General features: G+C 70.8%; 14 protein-coding genes. 8 read left to right on the top strand and 6 right to left on the bottom strand.

The genetic code is table 11. The features are described from left to right. Together G328_RS16880 and G328_RS0112065 are read right to left on the bottom strand one after the other, a co-directional pair. A partial coding sequence (locus tag G328_RS16880; RefSeq protein WP_187325743.1) for a helix-turn-helix domain-containing protein occupies positions 1 to 175 on the bottom strand: 175 nt, incomplete at its 3' end. Between the two features lie 238 nt (positions 176 to 413). Further along, entirely contained in the window at positions 414 to 1,070 is a 657-nt protein-coding gene (locus tag G328_RS0112065) for a GntR family transcriptional regulator (RefSeq protein ID WP_019619614.1), read from the bottom strand. Between the two features lie 207 nt (positions 1,071 to 1,277). On the opposite strand from G328_RS0112065, the gene G328_RS0112060 reads away from it, so the two are divergent. From G328_RS0112060 to G328_RS0112040, 5 genes are all read left to right on the top strand, one after another. Beyond that, positions 1,278 to 2,555, top strand: a complete 1,278-nt coding sequence (locus G328_RS0112060) for an NRAMP family divalent metal transporter (RefSeq protein ID WP_019619613.1) — start codon at positions 1,278 to 1,280, stop codon at positions 2,553 to 2,555. 29 nt (positions 2,556 to 2,584) lie between these two features. Next, the gene (locus G328_RS0112055; protein WP_019619612.1) at positions 2,585 to 3,346 is read left to right on the top strand and encodes a LamB/YcsF family protein; all 762 of its coding nucleotides are present in this window, start codon (positions 2,585 to 2,587) and stop codon (positions 3,344 to 3,346) included. A 9-nt stretch (positions 3,347 to 3,355) separates the two neighbouring features. Then, the gene (locus tag G328_RS0112050; protein WP_019619611.1) at positions 3,356 to 4,159 is read left to right on the top strand and encodes a putative hydro-lyase; all 804 of its coding nucleotides are present in this window, start codon (positions 3,356 to 3,358) and stop codon (positions 4,157 to 4,159) included. Then, a complete protein-coding gene (locus G328_RS0112045; protein ID WP_019619610.1) occupies positions 4,156 to 5,751 on the top strand; it encodes a 5-oxoprolinase subunit B/C family protein in 1,596 nt (531 codons plus the stop codon). The genes G328_RS0112050 and G328_RS0112045 overlap by 4 nt, the downstream gene beginning before the upstream one ends. Positions 5,752 to 5,838: 87 nt before the next feature. Beyond that, positions 5,839 to 7,569 (top strand): acetyl/propionyl/methylcrotonyl-CoA carboxylase subunit alpha, encoded by a 1,731-nt coding sequence (locus G328_RS0112040; RefSeq protein ID WP_019619609.1) that lies wholly within the window; start codon positions 5,839 to 5,841, stop codon positions 7,567 to 7,569. A gap of 128 nt (positions 7,570 to 7,697) precedes the next feature. Here G328_RS0112040 and G328_RS0112035 read toward each other — a convergent pair whose 3' ends face one another. The 3 genes from G328_RS0112035 to rfbB are packed head-to-tail and all read right to left on the bottom strand — an operon-like array spanning position 7,698 to position 10,680. After that, positions 7,698 to 8,837, bottom strand: a complete 1,140-nt coding sequence (locus tag G328_RS0112035; RefSeq protein WP_019619608.1) for a glycosyltransferase family 4 protein — start codon at positions 8,835 to 8,837, stop codon at positions 7,698 to 7,700. Beyond that, complete coding sequence (gene rfbD / locus G328_RS0112030) at positions 8,831 to 9,688, bottom strand: dTDP-4-dehydrorhamnose reductase (protein WP_019619607.1); 858 nt, start codon at positions 9,686 to 9,688, stop codon at positions 8,831 to 8,833. The genes G328_RS0112035 and rfbD overlap by 7 nt, the downstream gene beginning before the upstream one ends. Then, complete coding sequence (rfbB, locus tag G328_RS0112025) at positions 9,685 to 10,680, bottom strand: dTDP-glucose 4,6-dehydratase (RefSeq protein WP_019619606.1); 996 nt, start codon at positions 10,678 to 10,680, stop codon at positions 9,685 to 9,687. Before rfbB ends, rfbD begins: the two co-directional genes overlap by 4 nt. 121 nt (positions 10,681 to 10,801) lie before the next feature. Between rfbB and G328_RS16240 the strand changes: the two genes are divergently transcribed. The 3 genes from G328_RS16240 (at position 10,802) to G328_RS0112010 (ending at position 14,925) form a co-directional block, all read left to right on the top strand. Further along, positions 10,802 to 12,859: a glycosyltransferase gene (locus tag G328_RS16240; RefSeq protein WP_019619605.1), complete on the top strand. Its 2,058-nt coding sequence runs from the start codon at positions 10,802 to 10,804 to the stop codon at positions 12,857 to 12,859. An 81-nt stretch (positions 12,860 to 12,940) separates the two neighbouring features. Further along, positions 12,941 to 14,398, top strand: a complete 1,458-nt coding sequence (locus G328_RS0112015; RefSeq protein WP_019619604.1) for a purine-cytosine permease family protein — start codon at positions 12,941 to 12,943, stop codon at positions 14,396 to 14,398. After that, positions 14,395 to 14,925 carry a cysteine hydrolase family protein gene (locus G328_RS0112010; RefSeq protein WP_019619603.1) on the top strand — a complete coding sequence of 177 codons (531 nt, stop codon included), beginning with the start codon at positions 14,395 to 14,397 and terminating at the stop codon, positions 14,923 to 14,925. Before G328_RS0112015 ends, G328_RS0112010 begins: the two co-directional genes overlap by 4 nt. 29 nt (positions 14,926 to 14,954) lie before the next feature. On the opposite strand, the gene G328_RS0112005 is transcribed toward G328_RS0112010, so the two are convergent. Further along, positions 14,955 to 16,907, bottom strand: coding sequence for an acyltransferase family protein (locus G328_RS0112005; protein WP_026339864.1), 1,953 nt, complete (start codon positions 16,905 to 16,907; stop codon positions 14,955 to 14,957). Between the last annotated feature and the right edge of the window lie 3 nt (positions 16,908 to 16,910).

Here is a 16,910-nt window from a genome sequence, read left to right as displayed (position 1 = left end):
TGCCGTAACCCACCACGGACCGGTCCCGGCCGATATCGGCCGCGATCCGGGACTGAGTGCGCCCGTCCCGGATCCCGGCCTGGATCACGACGCGTTCTTCGAACGACAAGCCCCGCCCGATCTCGTCGTGCTCGATCGTGAACGGGGCGTAGTCGCGCAACTCGATAGCGGTCATCCCGACATACTTCCGCCGCCACCTGGCCGCGGTTTGGATACCAATCCCGAGCAGGCGTGCCGCCCGAACGGGCGACGCACCTTCCCGGCAAATCAGCTCAACAAACTCGTCCCGAGCATCCTGCCCGTACCTGTTCCCGTGGGGATTCCCCGCCATGCAACACCATCCTCATGTTGCAACGACCGTATGAATCCACCCGCTCAGAACAGCAACTTCAGACCACTCAACTGCGGGGTTTTCAGTCGAGGCCGAGGCGGGTGTAGGTCGAGAGCAGGAGGCGCTGCGAGTCGTCGAGGTAGCGCTCGAGCTCCTCGGTCGCGCGGCCAACATCGCTCGCGTCGATCGCCGCGATGATCGCGTCGTTTCGCCCAATGAACGGATGGTGGAGTCGCTCGGCGTCGTTCAAGCGCAGGAACGCGAGGCGCAGCTCGGCGAGCACGTTCTCGAACGCCGCGGTCACGCGGGGGCTATCGCTCAGGCGCACGAGCGCCGAGTGGAAGCGCATGTTTGCCGTGCCGACCACGGCCCACTCGCCGTTCGCCTCGGCGCCGCGGGCATCGGTCACCGCATCACGCATCTCGGCGAGGGCGGGATGCAGCGGGTTCGCCGACGCGAGCGCCGCGATCTCCATGACTCGGCGCGCGCGGTAGATGTCGATGACGTCGGCCATGGTTGGCGCCGCCACCGAGACGCCGCGGTGGGGGATGCGCGTGATGAGTCGCTGCTCCACCAACACCTGGAAAGACTCCCGCAGCGTGTTGCGGGACACCCCGAGCTCGTCGGAAATGGCCTGTTCGGAGAGCCGCTCGCCGGGCGCGTATCGGCCCGCGATGATCGCCTCGCGCAGTCGAAGCGCGAGCTTCGGTCGGGCATCTTGCGCGGGCAGCAAACTCATGTTCGCGAGCGTAGTCGACTCCCGGCGACGCCAGATTCGGAACGCAAAGAAAAGATTAAGAGACATTGCGCGCAAACTAAACAAGCAGCTAACGTGGTCGGCGACCAACCAAGTTTGTTGAACAATCCTTGCGTGACTGTTCAGCACGACGTAGGGTGTGGAATCACGCAATACGCGCCCCCGTCAACGACGCCGAGGAGCCCCGTCATGGCCGACGAACCCACCGCATCCCCGTCTCTGTCAACGAAGAAACCCACCGCGAAGGAATTCGCGAAGGCCCGCCGCGGCCCGATTCTCGGCGCCATCTTCCTGATGGCCACGAGCGCCATCGGCCCCGGCTTCATCACGCAAACCGCAACGTTCACATTCCAGATGGGCGCCGCCTTCGCGTTCGCGATTCTCGTGTCGATCGTCATCGACTTCGCCGTGCAGATGAACATTTGGCGCATCATCACGGTCGCCGGCAAGCGCGCGGGCCAGCTCGCAAACGAGGCCGTGCCCGGCTTCGGCTACCTGCTCGGCGTGCTCATCGTCATCGGCGGACTCGCCTTCAACATCGGCAACATCGCCGGTGGTGGGCTCGGCCTCAACGCGATGCTCGGCATCGACGCGAAGCTCGGCGGCCTGCTGACCGGCCTGCTCGCGATCTGCATCTTCCTCTGGAAGCGTGCGGGCCGCATCGTCGACATCGTCGTGATGATTCTCGGCGTCGGCATGATCGTGCTCACCCTGATCGTCGCGATTCTCGCGAACCCGCCCGTCGGCGACGCGCTGCGCCAGACGGTGCTGCCCGACAACATCAACTTCGCGACGATCACGACGATCGTCGGCGGCACGGTCGGTGGCTACATCACCTACGCCGGCGCGCACCGGTACCTCGACTCGGGCCTCACCGGCCCCGACCACGTCAAGGCCGTGAGCGGCGCCTCGATGAACGGCATCTTCGTCACGGGCATCATGCGCTACGTGCTGTTCCTCGCGATTCTCGGCGTCGCAGCATCGGGCTTCCTGCTCGACTCGGCCGACCCGAACCTCAACCCCGCCGGCGCGGCATTCCAGCACGTGCTCGGCGACGCGGGCCTGCGCATCTTCGGCGTCATCTTCTGGGCCGCCGCGCTGAGCTCGGTCATCGGCGCCGCGTACACGTCGGCGACGTTCCTCTCGGTGTTCAGCAAGAAGCTCGACGACGGCTGGCCGCTGCGCATCGCGACCGTCATCTTTATCGCGGTTTCGCTCGTGCTCTACCTCGCCTGGGGCGCCGCCCCCGCGTCGATCCTCGTGTTCGTCGGCGGCTTCAACGGCCTGATTCTGCCGATCGGCCTCACGATCTTCATGTACATCGGCTGTTTCCGGCAGCGCGACCTGCTGCGCGGGTACAAGTACCCCGTGTGGCTGCTCGTGTTCGGCACGCTCGCGACCGCCCTCACCTGGTACATGGGTGCCGTGTCGGTTGTCCCAATCTTCGAGTTCATCACCGGCGCCTAGCCCCAAATCGCGAAAGTAGGGTACGAAGTATGGCCACTATCGATCTCAACTCTGACCTCGGCGAGAACACGCCCGACCGCGTCGTCGCCGATGACGCCGAGATGCTCCGCATCGTCACGAGCGCGAACGTCGCCTGTGGGTTCCACGCCGGCAACCCGGTCGGCATCCGCGCGACCCTGGCTGAGGCCGCGGCGCACGGCGTCACCGTCGGCGCGCATCCCGGCTACCGCGACTACGAAAACTTCGGTCGCGTCGCGATCGACATCGATGACGCGACGCTGCAGGCCGACGTTGAGTACCAGCTCGGCGCGCTGCAGGGCCTCGCCGCGAGCGTCGGCGTGCCGGTGAAGTACGTGAAGCCGCACGGCGCGCTTTACAACACGATCGCGAAGGATGCGCACCAGGCGAAGATCGTCGCGGCCGCGATCCGCGCGATAGACCCGAGCCTCGTCGTGCTCGCGCTCGCGGGCGGCGTGAGCGCCGAGGTGTCGGAGCGCGCGGGCCTCACGGTCGCCCGCGAGGCGTTCGCCGACCGCGCGTACGAGGCCGACGGCTCGCTCATGTCGCGCACGAAGGAGGGCTCGGTGCTCCACGACCCGAAGCTCGTCGCCGAGCGGATGCTCGGGCTCGTGCACGACGGCGTGATTACCGCCGCCGACGGCACGCAGGTGCGGCTACAGGCCGACTCGATCTGCGTGCACGGCGACAGCGCCGGCGCGATTCAGATGGCGGCCTCGGTGCGGGCCGAACTCACGGCCGCGGGCATCGAGCTCGCCCCCTTCGCAAAGTAGGTGGGGCGGATGCGCATCGCAGCAACGGGCGCGGAGCTCGAGTCGGCGCGGGCGGCACGGGCCGCCGCGCGGGCCGGCGATGCCTCGCCGACGAGCGGGGTTGCCAGGGGCGTCGCTCAGGCCAACTTCGTCTCGGTGCCGCGCGATTGGGCGTACGACGTGCTGCTCTACGCGCAGCGGAACCCGAAGCCGTGCCCCGTGCTCGAGGTGATTGAGCACGGCGGCTTCGAATCGACGCTCGCGCCTGGCAGCGATCTGCGCCGCGACGTGCCCCGGTATCGCGTGTGGCGCGACGGCGAACTCGTTGCCGAGCCCACCGAGGTGGTCGACGAGTGGGCCGAGCACGACGACCTCGTGACGTTTCTCATCGGCTGCAGCTTCACGTTCGAGGCGGGCCTCGTCGACGCCGGCATCGAGATTCGTCACCAGACGCTCGGCCGCAACGTGCCGATGTACCGCACGAGCGTCGAGTGCGAGCCCGCGGGCCGCCTGCACGGCGAACTCGTCGTGTCGATGCGACCGATTCCCGCCGACCGCGTCGCCGACGCCGTGCAGATTTCGGGGCGCACGCCGGCCGTGCACGGCGCGCCGGTGCACATCGGCGACCCCGCGGCCCTCGGCATTACCGACCTCGCGAAGCCCGACTTTGGCGACGCGCCGGCCGACCTCCGCCCCGGCGAGGTGCCCGTGTTCTGGGCGTGCGGGGTGACGCCGCAGGCGGCGATCCTTGCCTCGAAGGTGCCGTTCGCGATCACGCACGCGCCCGGCCGCATGTTCGTCACCGATATTCGCAACGAGAGCTACTACGTATGAGCACCGCGCACCGCATCACCCGCATCCTGCCCGTGAGCGATCGGGCGCTGCTCGTCGAGTACGAGGGGCTGGATGCGGTGCTTGCGCACTTCGCCGCGCTCGGCGACGCGGGGCTCGCCGGTGTCGAGGAACTGATTCCTGCCGCGGCGACGATCATGGTGCGGTACGACCCGACGCTCGTCGGGCCGCGCGCGCTCGCGGAGCGCATCCGTGCCGTCGGGGCGGCCGAGCACGCGGCGTCGGAGCACGACACCGTGACGGTCGACGTCGTGTACACGGGGGAGGACCTCGACGAGGTCGCGGCCGTGCTCGACGTCAGCCGCGAGGAACTTATCCGCCGGCACACGGGCGCCACCTGGCGTGGCGCGTTCGCCGGTTTCGCGCCCGGCTTCGTCTACTGCGTCGGCGACGACCCGCTGTTTTCGGTGCCGCGTCGCGCATCGCCGCGCACGCGCATCCCCGCCGGCGCCGTGGCGGTCGCCGGCAACTTCTCGGCGGTGTATCCGCGCACGTCGCCCGGCGGCTGGCAGCTGCTCGGCCGCACGCCCGAGCGCATGTGGGACCTCGACCGCACGCCGCCCGCGTTCATTCAGCCCGGCCAAGAGGTGCGGTACCGCGCCGTGCGCGACGAGGTCGACCTCTCGGGCGCAGCTCCCCGCGAGACCGAGCTGCCGACGGTCGCCCCCGACGCCCGCGCGCTCGAGGTCGTGCGCCCGGGCGCACAGCTGCTGCTGCAAGACCTCGGCCGACCCGGGATGCTCGGCATCGGTGTCGCGGCCTCGGGCGCGGCCGACCGGCGGGCGCTGCGGGCCGCGAACCGCGTCGTCGGCAACGAGCCCGGCACCGCGGCGCTTGAGCTCGCGGGCGGCGGCGCTGAGCTGCGCGTGCGGGCCGCGGGCGTCGTCGCCTGGACCGGCGCGAGCGGCCGTCGCCGCGTCGTCGGCGCCGATGGCGCGGAGTTCCCGCTCGAGCGGGGCGTGCCGACCGCGGTCGAACCCGGCGACACGATTCACCTCGGCGGATTCTCGCGGGGCCTGCGCGGCTACCTCGCAGTGCGCGGTGGGTTCGCCGTGCCCGACGTGCTCGGGAGCCTGACGACCGACACGCTCTCGGGCGTCGGCCCGCAGCCGCTGCGCGCGGGCGACGTGCTGCCGCTCGGCGGCACCGAGGCCGCGCACGCCGTCGCGCCGAACGACGCGCCCCGCCCCGAACTGCCCGGCCCCGACGACGTTGTCGACCTCGACATCGTGCTCGGCCCGCGTACCGACTGGTTCACGCCCGCCGCCGTCGAGACGCTCACGTCGCAGGAGTGGCTCGTCACGCCGCAGTCCGACCGCGTCGGCCTGCGGCTCGAGGGCGAGGTGCCGCTCGAGCGTGCCGTTACCGACGAGCTCCCGAGCGAGGGTGCCGCGACCGGGGCGATCCAGGTGCCCGCGAACGGCCAGCCGGTGCTGTTCCTGCCCGACCATCCGCTCACCGGCGGGTATCCCGTGATCGGCGCCGTGCGCGACGCCGACCTCGACCTCGCGGGGCAGCTCGCGCCCGGCATGCGGGTGCGATTCCGTGTCGTGCACCGCTTCGCAGAACTCTGACGCGCGACTGGCACGCCTCCCGCGCTCCGCGCATCCCCACTTCCGAGCCGAACTCAAAACCGAGCCGAACCCAATACGAGGACTCCCATGCAACGCATCCTGATTGCCAACCGCGGCGAGATCGACGTGCGCGTCGCCCGCGCGTGCGCCGACGCCGGCTACACCTCGATCGCGGTGTACGCCGATCAAGACTTCGACGCCCTGCACGTGCGGCTCGCCGACGAGGCGTACGGGCTCGGCGGCGCGACCCCCGGCGAGAGCTACCTCAACATCGAGCGCCTGCTCGAGGTCGCCCGCGAGGCCCGCGCCGACGCGGTGCATCCGGGTTACGGGTTCCTCAGCGAGAACGCCGAGTTCGCGCGCGCCGTCGAGGCGGCGGGGATGAAGTTCATTGGCCCGACGGCCGAGACGATCGAGCAGCTCGGCGACAAGGTCACGGCGCGACAGATCGCGACGAAGGTGGGCGCGCCGCTCGTGCCCGGCACCGACCGCCCGCTCGAAGGGCCCGAAGAGGCGATCGCGTTCGCGCGCGAGGCCGGCCTGCCGGTCGCGATCAAGGCCGCGTACGGCGGCGGCGGGCGCGGGCTCAAGGTCGTGCGGCGCCTCGACGACGTCGCCGACGCGTTTGACTCGGCGACCCGCGAGGCGATCACCGCGTTCGGCCGCGGCGAATGCTTCATCGAGCGATTCCTCGACCGGCCCCGCCACGTCGAGGCGCAGATCGTCGGCGACGGCGAGGGCAACGTCGTCGTCGTTGGCGACCGCGACTGCTCGCTGCAGCGCCGCAACCAGAAGCTCGTCGAGGAGGCCCCGGCCCCTGACGTGCCCGACGAGGCGCGCCGCAAGATTCACACCGCGGCCCGCGACATCTGCGCGGCCGTGCGGTACCGCGGTGCTGGCACCGTCGAATTCCTGCTCGCCGACGACGGCACCGTCTCGTTCCTCGAGGTGAACACGCGTCTGCAGGTCGAGCATCCCGTCACCGAGGCGACGAGCGGCGTCGACCTCGTGCTCGAGCAGTTCCGCATCGCCGAGGGGCGTGGCCTCTCGCTCACCGAGACGCCGCAGCCGCGCGGGCACGCGATCGAGTTCCGCATCAACGCCGAAGACCCCGGCCGCGGTTTCCTGCCCTCGCCCGGCGACGTCGCGGCGCTCCACCAGCCCGGCGGGCCGGGCGTGCGGTGGGATGCCGGCGTCGAGGCCGGCGACCGTGTCGAGGGCGCGTTCGACTCGATGATCGCAAAGCTCATCGTGCACGGCGACGACCGCGAGCAGGCGCTCGCCCGCGCCCGGCGCGCGGTGGGCGAGATCGCGATCGACGGCGTCGCGACCGTCGTGCCGTTCCATCGCGCCGTGCTTGAGCATCCGGCCTTCGTCGGCGACCACCTCGGCGTGTACACGCAGTGGATCGAGACCGAGCTGCTGCCCGAGCTCGAGTCGCAGGGCCGAGCCCTGCCCTCGCACGGCGGCGAGCTGCGCCGCGTCGCGATCGAGGTCGACGGCCGCCGCGTGCAGCTCGGACTGCCGGGCGACCTGCTAGCCGGCCTCGCGAGTGGCGTTGGCGCAGGCAGCGGCGCGGATGCGCAGCCCGACGACGCGCCCGAGGCCACCGACGCGGTGCTCGCGCCGGTGTCGGGCACGCTCGTGCGCCAGCTCGTGGCCGAGGGAGCCGAGGTCGCGGAGGGCGACGCGGTCGCGGTGTGCGAGGCGATGAAGATGGAGACGCAGGTCACGGCGCCCCGCGCGGGTACGGTGGCGTGGCTCGTCGCCGAGGGCGAGGCGATTCGCGTCGACGCCCCCATCGCCCGCCTCGGCTAGCGCCGCGAACCTGGTGCGTGGGTTGTCACGAATGCCCCGTCACGGACGTCCGAGACGGGGCATTCGTGACAACCCATGGGGCGACACGGATACGCGGGCGAACCCAGCGCAGGGCGGGCGCTCGGCGCCTACAGGTCGGCGTGGAGCCGCCACACGAGGTCGGCCGAGTAGCTCCACGAGTAGATCGGCACGCGGTCGTGGCCCGCGGTGACGAGGGTCTCGCGGAGCTCCTCGTCGCCGAGCACGTTCTTCAGCGCGACCGAGAGGCGCTCGACGAAGGTCGACTCGTCGGCGAGCGGCACGTGAATGCCCGCGCCGCCGGCGACCTCCATGAGCGCGGGAACGTCGGTGTGCACGACCGCCGTGCCGGCGCGGAACGCCTCGAGAACCGGCAGGCCGAAGCCCTCGTCGATCGACGGCATGCAGAGTACGGTCGCGCGGTCGTAGACCACCGCGAGGTCGGTGTTCGAGACGAATCCGAGCGACTTCACGCGCGAGCGCTCCAGGCCGGCCTCGGCGCAGATCGTGTCCCACGACACGTCGCCCCAGCCGTCGGGGCCCGCGTGTACGAGCACGGCGTCGGGCACCTTGGCGAGGGCCTGCGCGAGCCGGTCGAGGCCCTTGCGGGGCTCGAGGGTTCCGACGGCGAGCACGTACGTGTCGGGCAGCTCGAGGCGCTCCGCGACGTCGTCGGCGTCGGTCGGGAGGCGCAGATCGCGCGACGGGGCGCCCGGAATCACGCGCAGCCGGTCGCCGAAGTTGTAGAGCTCGGCGACCTGTTCGGCGACGGCGTGCGTCGGCGTAACGACGGCCGCCGCGTACTGCCAGGCGCGCTTGAGCTGCCGCTTGTGCCAGCGCACGCCGTTCGGCGTGAGGGTTTCGGGATGCGTCCACGGCACGGTGTCGTGCACCGTCACGACGGTCTGCACCGCGTCGCCCGAGCCGACGGGCGCGAGCGGCGCGAACAGGCTTGGCGAGTGGATGAGCCCGCCGCCGATCGCGCCGGTGAGCAGGCCGCGCGACCACGACTGCGCGAGCACGCGGCGGCTCGCCTTCGTCACCTCGAGGTGGGCGAGGCCGGGCAGGCGCTCGTCGATCTGCTCGATTGAGGGCGCGTCATCGCCCTTCGGCGGGGTGATGATGCCCTCGACCTCGCAGCCCGCGGGGGCGCGTGAAATGACCTCGCGAGCGAGGTTCTCGGCGTACCGCCCGATGCCACCGGGCACGGGCGCGACGAGTTGGTCGAGGAAAAACTTCAGGGTCACCATTCGGCGGTGAGCACTCCATCCGCTGCTGCGGCCTCGAGGGCCTCCTGCCAGTTGCGCATCGGCTCGAGGCCAGCGGCGCGCCAGGCGTCGTGGCCGAGCACCGAGTACGCGGGCCGCGCGGCGGGCCGCACGAACTGGGTTGAATCGGTGGGCTTCACGCGCTCGGGGTCGTTGCCCGAGCGCCGGAAGATCTCGCGCGCGAAGTCGAACCAGGTCGTCTCGCCCGAGTTCGTGCCGTGGTAGATGCCGGCGGGCGCGTCGGCGTCGAGCAGGCGCACGGTCTGCTCGGCGAGGTCGCGCGTGTAGGTGGGCTGCCCGAGCTGGTCGTTCACGACCGTGATCTCGGGGTGCGAGCCCGCGAGCTTCACCATCGTCTTCGCGAAGTTCGGGCCACCGCCGCCGTAGAGCCAGGCGGTGCGCACGATGTACGCGCCGGTGGGATGCGCCGCGAGGGCGAGCTTCTCGCCGGCGGCCTTCGTGCGGCCGTAGGCGTTGAGCGGGTCGCGCGGCTCATCCTCGGCGTACGGCGTCGTCGCGTCGCCCTGGAACACGTAGTCGGTCGAGTAGTGCACGAGCTTCGCGCCGACCTCGGCCGCCGCCTTCGCGAGCACCTCGACGCCCGTCGCGTTGATCGCGTACGCGGCCTGCTCATCCTCTTCGGCCTGGTCGACGGCCGTGTACGCCGCGGCGTTGAGCACGACGTCGTGGCCGGCGATCGCGGCGCGCACCGCCTCGGCATCGGTGATGTCGAGGTCGGCGCGCGTGAGCGCCGTCACGTCGCGGCCCGTGAGGGCGCGCTGCAGGTCTTGGCCGAGCATGCCGGCCGCGCCAGTAATGAGGTAGCGGGTCACTTCGCCGACTCCAGGGCGGCGCGCTCCTTCAGCGGCTCCCACCAGGCGCGGTTGTCGCGGTACCACTGCACGACGTCGGCGAGGCCCTGCTCAAACGGCACCTGCGGCGTGTAGCCGAGCTCGTTCTCGATCTTCGAGATGTCGACGCAGTAGCGCAGGTCGTGGCCCTTGCGGTCTTCGACGTGGTCGACGTACGAGTCGTCCTTGCCCATGAGCTCGAGGATCTTCTCGGTGATCTGCACGTTCGTGAGCTGCGTGCCGCCGCCGATGTTGTAGACCTCGCCCGCGCGGCCCTTCGCGAACACGAGCGCGATGCCGCGGCAGTGGTCGTCGACGTGGAGCCAGTCGCGCACGTTCTCGCCGGTGCCGTAGAGCGGCACGTGCTTGTCGTCCATGAGGTTCGTGACGAACAGCGGAATCAGCTTCTCGGGGAAGTGGTACGGGCCGTAGTTGTTCGAGCAGCGGGTGATCGAGGCGTTGAGGCCGTGGGTGCGGAAGTAAGAGCGCACGAGTAGGTCGCTGCCCGCCTTCGACGCCGAGTACGGCGAGTTCGGCTCGAGGGGGAACTCCTCGGTCCACTCGCCCTCTTCGATCGAGCCGTACACCTCGTCGGTCGACACGTGCACGAAGCGCTTCGTGCCGTGCTTCAGCGCGGCATCGAGCAGGCGCTGCGTGCCGAGCACGTTCGTCTCGACGAAGATCGCCGCGTCGCGCACCGAGCGGTCGACGTGCGATTCGGCGGCGAAGTGCACGACGCCGTCGATGGTCGGGAAGATCTCGTCGAGCAGGTCGGCGTCGCGAATGTCGCCCTCGATGAACGAGTAGCGCGGCGAGTCGGCGACCGGCGCGAGGTTCTCCTTTACACCCGAGTAGGTGAGCGAGTCGAGCACGATGATCTCGGCGCCCTCGACGCCGGGCAGTTCGTCGTTCAGTGCGCGACGCACGAAGTTTGAGCCGATGAAGCCGGCACCGCCGGTGACGAGCAGTTTCATTGGGGGTCCTCCCTGTGAGCGGGTGGGGCGCGGTGGCGGCCCACGCTGCGTTGCCGCAGAAACAGCCCATAGCCTACCGGCCCGGCGCCCGGAAACCCCGCTGAATCGGTAGCGTTGCAGTGTGAATACCACCGAAGTCGTGCGCAAGATCGTCGCCCTGGTTGTCACCTGGAACGGTGGCGACGAGGCCGCCGCGGCGGTGCGGTCGCTCGTCGCGCAAGATCCTGGCGCCGGCCGGGAGCTGCGCGTGGTCGCGGTCGACAACCACTCCGACGACGATACGGTCGCGCGCATCCGGGCCGCGGCGCCCGAGGCCGAGATGCTCGAGCTCGCCGACAACCTCGGTTACGGCACGGCCGCGAACCGCGCGATGACGGCCTTCGACGCCGACGCGTACGTCATCTGCAATCAGGACGCCGAGTTTCGCCCCGGCTTCATCGCGCAGCTCGCCGACGCGCTCGACGCCGACCCGAGCGCGGGCGCGGCGACGGCGCAGGTGCGCCTGCGCGGCCGGTTCGTGCGGTTCACCGACGACGCCGAGGCGGCCGACGGCGAGCGGATACTCGTGGGCCACGACGGTGCGAGGTGGCGGGATGCGCGCCCCGGCGAGGAAGGCGACGAACTGCTCAACTCGACGGGCAACCAGGTGACCCGCTCGGGAAACGGCCTCGACCGCGGCTGGCTGCAGCCGGTCGGCACCGAGTTCCCGACCGCGGTGTTCGGCATCTACGGCGGGGCGGCGATGCTGCGGGCCGCGGCCGTGCGACCCCTCGGCGGCTTCGACGAGGGCTACTTCATGTACTACGAAGATACCGACCTCTCGTGGCGGCTGCGGCGCGCGGGCTGGCGCGTCGTCTACGCGCCCGGCGCGGTCGCGGTGCACTCCCACGCGGGGTCGTCGGGTACCGAGTCGCCCCGCTTCGTGCGCTGGAACCGCCGCAACCGGCTCCGCTGCGCGCTGCGCAACGGCCCGCTCGACATGAAGGTGCGGGCGCTCGTGCGCACGGCCGGCGCCGCCGCGAAGGCGAGGCTGCGCGGCGGCCGGGCCCGAGCATCCGGCGACCGCGTGCTGCTCGACTTCACGTCGCTGCCGGCGCAGCTCGGGGGAGTGGGCCGCTACCTTGAGGGGCTGGCTGCCGGCCTCGCCGAGCTCGACGCCGCGGGTGAGGGCCTCGACCACGTGCTGCTCGTGAAGCCGCAGCACGCCGAACACTTTCGGGCGCTCGCGCCGGGCGCCGAGGTGCGCACGGCACCGGCCGCCACCGAGCGCACGGCGTTCCGCTTCGCGTGGGAGCAGTTCGGGCTGCCCCGCGAGGCGCACCGCGCCGGGGCGACCGTGCTCCACTCGGCGCACTACACGTTCCCGCTCGTCGCGCGCGGTCTGCGCCGCGTCGTCACTGTGCACGACGCCACCTTCTTCTCTGACCCGGCCGCGCACACGCGACTCAAGCGCACCTTCTTTCGCACCTGGATCCGCCTCGGCGTGCGCGCGAACGTGCGGCTCGTCGCCCCGAGCCGGGCGACCGCCGACGAGATCGAGCGGCACGCGGGCACACCGCGCCAGCCGATCGTCGTCGCGCACCACGGCGTCGACCACGCGGCGTTCCGCGCCCCCACCGAAGCCGAGCTCGCCGAGTTTCGCCGCGCGCACGGCGTCGACCGCTGGGTCGCGTTTCTCGGCACGATCGAGCCGCGCAAGCGCGTCGGCGAGCTGATTCGGGCGCACCGCTCGCTGCCCGACGCCCCGCCGCTGCTCGTCTCGGGCCAGCGTGGCTGGGATGCCGACGCGGCCGCCGAGCTCGACCGCGCGGCGCGCGACCCCGACTCGCGCGTGCGCGAGCTCGGCTACCTGCCGTTCGAGCAGCTGCGCGTGCTCCTCGGCGGCGCCGACGTGTTCGTGTATCCGTCAATCGCCGAGGGCTTCGGGCTGCCGGTGCTCGAGGCGATGGCGTCGGGCGGGCCCGTCGTCACGACGCGCCTGTCGGCACTGCCCGAGGTCGGCGGCGACGCCGTCGCGTACTGCGAGCCCGAGGCTGCGTCGATCGCGCGGGCGATCTCGAGCCTGCTCGACGACCCGGATGCGCGGGCTCGGCTTCGCGACGCCGGCCTCGAGCGCGCCGCGACGTTCACCTGGGCCCGGTGCGCGAGCGAGCACCGCGACGCCTACCTCGGGGGCTAAGCGCGGCCTAGAGTCGAGTAACGGAGATTTCACCCCATCCCCAAACCCCATTCCCACCCCCACCCCAACGGAGAGGTCGATATGAGTCAGCACGAAGACGCGGCGGTGCGAAGCGGCCTCATCGAACACCAGGGCATCGACATCGTTCGGCCCGAGGAGCGCACGGCGAAGCCGCGCGACCTGTTCTGGCCGTGGTTCGCCGCGAACGTGTCGGTGTTCGGCATGTCGTACGGCTCGTTCGTGCTCGACTTCGGCATCTCCTTCTGGCAGGCGACGCTCGTGGCGGTCATCGGCATCGTCGTCTCGTTCTTCCTCTGCGGCCTCATCGCGATCGCCGGCAAGCGCGGCTCGGCGCCGACGATGGTGCTCTCGCGGGCCGCGTTCGGCGTGCACGGGCAGAAGGTGCCCGGCATCGTGTCGTGGCTCACGTCGATCGGGTGGGAGACGTTCCTCGCGATCATGGCGGTGCTCGCGACGAGCACCGTCATCACGCAGCTCGGCGGTGACGGCGGCTTCGGCATGCAGCTCGGCGCGACGCTCGTCGTCGCGGCGCTCATCGTGGCCGCCTCGGTGCTCGGCTACCACGTCATCATGAAGCTGCAGTCGGTGCTCACCTGGATCACCGGCGCTGTCACGATCCTCTACGCCGTGCTCGCGGTGCCGCACATCGACTTCGGCGCCGTGCTCGCGCTCGAGGGCGGCAGCGCGGCCCAGGTCATCGGCGCGCTCGTCATGGTCATGACCGGCTTCGGGCTCGGCTGGATCAACATCGCCGCCGACTGGTCGCGCTACCAGCGCCGCGACACCCCCGACGGCAAGATCGTGTTCTGGAACACGTTCGGCGGCGCCGTCGCGCCCGTCGTGCTCGTCGTCTTCGGCCTCCTCCTCGGCGGCTCCGACCCCGACCTGCGCGCCGCGATCGCGCTCGACCCCATCGGTGCGCTCGCCGCGATCCTGCCGGTGTGGGTGCTCATCCCGTTCCTGCTCACCGCCGTGCTCGCGCTCGTGTCGGGCGCGGTACTCGGCATCTACTCGTCGGGCCTCACGCTGCTCAGCCTCGGCATCAACATCCCGCGTCCCTCGGCCGCCGCGATCGACGGCCTGATTCTCACTGCCGGCACCATCTGGGTCGTGTTCTTCGCAACCGACTTCCTCGGCCCGTTCCAGAGCTTCCTCATCACCCTCGGCGTGCCGCTCGCGTCGTGGGCGGGCATCCTCATCGCCGACATCCTCACCCGCCGCCGCGACTACGACGAGGCCGCGCTGTTCGACCCGCGCGGCCGCTACGGCGCGTGGGACTGGACCTCGATCGGCACCATGGTGGTCGCATCGGTCATCGGCTGGGGCTTCGTCGTGAACTCGTTCGCCGCCGAAGCGGCGTGGAACAACTGGCAGGGCTACCTGCTGTTCCTCGTCGGCGGCCGTGACGGCGACTGGGCGTACGCAAACCTCGGCGTGTTCTTCGCGCTCGTGCTCTCGTTCGTCGTCGCGCTCATCGCGCGCCGCGCGAAGATTCGCCGGCAGGAGGCGGCCGCGTGACCGACGGCTGGCTCGTCGTCATCGACCCGCAGGCCGTCTTCGCGAGCCCAGAGACCTCGCCGTGGGGCACTCCGGCGTTCGCCGACGCCTGGCCGAACATCGAGCGGCTCGCGGCCGAGTTCGGCGACCGCGTCGTCGTCACCCGCTGGCTGCCGACCGCCGACCGCTCGGGGTCGTGGGGCGACTACTTCGCCGAGTGGCCGTTCGCCGACGTACCGGCCGACGACCCGCTCTACGACCTCGTGCCGGGCGCAGCCGCGCTCTCGCCGCATCCCACCGTCGACCTGCCGACGTTCGGCAAGTGGGGTGACGAGCTGCGCGCCGCGACGCGGGATGCGCAGCACCTCACGCTCTGCGGGGTCTCGACCGACTGTTGCGTGATCGCGACGGCGCTCGCGGCGGCCGACGCGGGCAAACACGTGCGGGTTGTGCGAGACGCGTGCGCCGCATCCACGCCCGAGAACGGCGCCGCGGCACTCGCCGTCATGTCGCTGTTCGCGCCGCAGCTCACCCTCGTGGGGCGGTAGTCGGGTCTACGGCTCGCGCAGGGCGGCCGTCACGGTGCGAAGGTACGTCGCCGTGACGTGGCTCGAATCCATGAACACGTAGACGCCGCCGCGCACCGGCGTGCACACGCCGTCGGGGCAGATGAGGGCGTTGCGGTCAACGTAGGTCGCTCCCGCGAGCTGCAGCGCGCCTGCAGGTTTTCGTTCGGCGCCGCGAGCGACGTCGAAAACGCGCAGCGGTCGGCATCGATGCCCCACTGCTCGGTGCACATGAACGGGTTGAAGGATGCACGGGGTGCGTCGCGCACCGCGATCACCTCGATGCCCGCGTCGCGCATCATGGTGATCCACTCCTCGATGCCGGGCAGCTCGTTCTCGGAGTCGTTCGCGTACGAGCGCGTCGCCATGACGAGCACGCGCTCGGGGCGCGACTCGAGCAGCTGCTCGGTCGCCGCATCCCAGAACTCGTTGCACTCCTCTTCGATGTCGGGCTCGACGCCCTCGCCGCCGAACTGGCAGCCGAAGAAGATGAACGCCTGCACGTCGCCGTCGAGCAGCGGCAGCGACTGCTGCGCCTGCGAGTTGCCGACGACCCAGGTGTCGGCGTCGTTCGTGCCCATGCAGTACTCGTGGAGGTCTTCGTCGATCGCGTCGAGGGTCGCGTCGTCGCAGTCGGGGAGCATCGCGAGGTCGTCACGCACGAGCAGCTCGCTCGGCTGGAGCGTGCCACCCTGCGCCGACTCGGTGCCGACGAGGTCGGGGGTGCTCGCGCCGAACGAGCCGAGGTCGAGCGCGTCGGCCTCGGCCCGGGCCTGCGTCGTCGCCGACGCGAGCTGCGCCTGGCCGAGGCCGAGCGTGCCGAGCGTGATGACCGGCAGCGCGATGACGACGACCGCAGCCCGGCCGAGCCGGCCGAGCCCCGCGAACCAGCCGCCAATCACGGGGGTGCGGCGCCCGCCGAGGTAGTCGCTGATCGGCGACTCGACGAAGCGGGTGAGCACCCACGCGAGCGCGAACGAGACGCCGAGCAGCCCCGCGCCCACGATGAACGACACCTCGTCGACGCGGGCAACGAATAGGTAGACGACGAGCACGGGCCAGTGCGTGAGGTACAGGGCGAAGCTGTATTTCGCGGCCTGCTGCATGAAGTCGTTGTTGAGCAGCACCCCGGCGCCGAAGCGCCCGGCGCCCGCCGACATAACGACAAGGGCGGCCGACAGGATCGGCCACAGCGCGGCCCAGCCCGGGAACGATGCCTCGACGGGGAGCACCCAACCGCACAGCACGATGCCGATGACGCCGAGCCAGCCGAACACGACCCGCAGGGCGACCGGCACCCGCAGCCACGGCATGACGAGCGCGAGCACCGAGCCCGCCGCGAACTCCCACAGCCGCGCGAACATGTCGAAGTACGCGGCCTGCTGGTTCACCTCGGTGTAGCGCACTGAGAACGCGAACCCGAGCACGAGCACGAGGCCGAACCCGCCGAGCGCGACCTTGCGCGTATCCAGCTTCGTCACCTTCGCGACGAGCCAGAGCAGCGCGAACAGCAGCGGCCAGAGCACGAAGACCTGGCCCTGCACCGCGAGCGACCAGTAGTGCTGGAAGGGGGATGCGGTGCTGCGGTCGGCCGCGAAGTAGTCGATCTGCTGGCCCTGCAGGTAGATGTTCTCCCAGTACGTCGACGACGCGAAGCCCTGCGTGAGAATCATCGGAGTCTCGGAGGTCGGCAGCCACAGCAGCGAGGCGGCGACGATGAGGAGCACGGCCGTGAGCGTGAGTGGGAGCAGGCGCGCGAAGCGGCGGAGGATGGTCGAGAACGGCCGGGCCCGCTCGCCGCGCTCGGCCGACTCGATCATCGAGCGCGTGAGCAGGAACGCCGAGATGAAGAGGAAGACGTCGACGCCGCCCGAGACCTTGCCGAACCAGATGTGATAGGCCGCGACGAGGGCGAGCGCGAGCGTGCGCACGCCCTGAACTTCGGGGATCCACTTCGAGGCCATAGG

Origin of the sequence: [Zimmermannella] faecalis ATCC 13722, assembly GCF_000381765.1 — a bacterium.
Classification (GTDB): Bacteria; Actinomycetota; Actinomycetes; order Actinomycetales; family Microbacteriaceae; genus Gulosibacter; species Gulosibacter faecalis.
This window is presented reverse-complemented; position numbering and strand designations above follow the sequence as displayed.